Annotated in this window: 1 pseudogene; it reads right to left on the bottom strand. The window is 43.2% G+C overall.

The features are described 5' to 3' along the window. A pseudogene (locus HGC4_RS04040) lies at positions 1–812 on the bottom strand (hypothetical protein); the annotation flags it as partial.

Genomic DNA, 812 nt, shown 5'->3' with positions numbered 1-812 from the left:
GACCGACGACGCAGGTAGTCGCTCTCGCGGTAATCGTCGAGGGCACTACCGGGAGGTAACGGACGGTTTCGGTCCATATACCATACGTAATACGACATAGAGATATAGGGTAGCAGGTCGGAAACGATGGCATAGTCTTTCATACCGGGGATACGTAACGCCAGATAGGTAGAGTCGGAGTTGACCATGCTGGCCAGATGCGACTGAAACATCGATTCGTCGAACCCACAGCTGTACTTTCGCAATCCGTACATACATTGGTAACTGACCGTTTGGGCTTCCCGATCAAAAGTAAGTCGGTCGCGGCAGCGCTTGGTAGCTAATGTAAACCAATACAGCATACCTAAACTAAGCGGGAGCATTAGAACTAACATTATAAGACTGCTATTATGAGCGGCTGTTTTCCGATATTCATTTAAATCTACAGCTTTATAATAAGTAATTGCTGATTTAGTGGCATACTTTTCTTGATTTTTTTTACTATACGTCGATTTGCCTGTTTCTACAATTTCGCGTGGTACATCAATTATCATATTGTAATCGTAGATTGGACTACAAACCCCCATGTACCCAGCAACATAAATCATAAATATAACTATGGGAAGTTCTATCCAACTGATAGCTCCCAAGTTGAGTATTATTTTTTTGTCGTCGACCCGTTCGTAAATAGTTCTATAATTCAATCGCCGCAGTTCCGATTTTTCGATGCCTACCGGATCTGTATAGATAACTTTGGGTAGGCCGATGTATTTGTCGTCGAGCGTACCTGTTTTTTCGCGTGGCTCGCTGTGTGAAAAATCCAGTTTATACAT

This window comes from Dysgonomonas sp. HGC4 (assembly GCF_001261715.1).
Taxonomy (GTDB): Bacteria; Bacteroidota; Bacteroidia; order Bacteroidales; family Dysgonomonadaceae; genus Dysgonomonas_A.
This window is presented reverse-complemented; position numbering and strand designations above follow the sequence as displayed.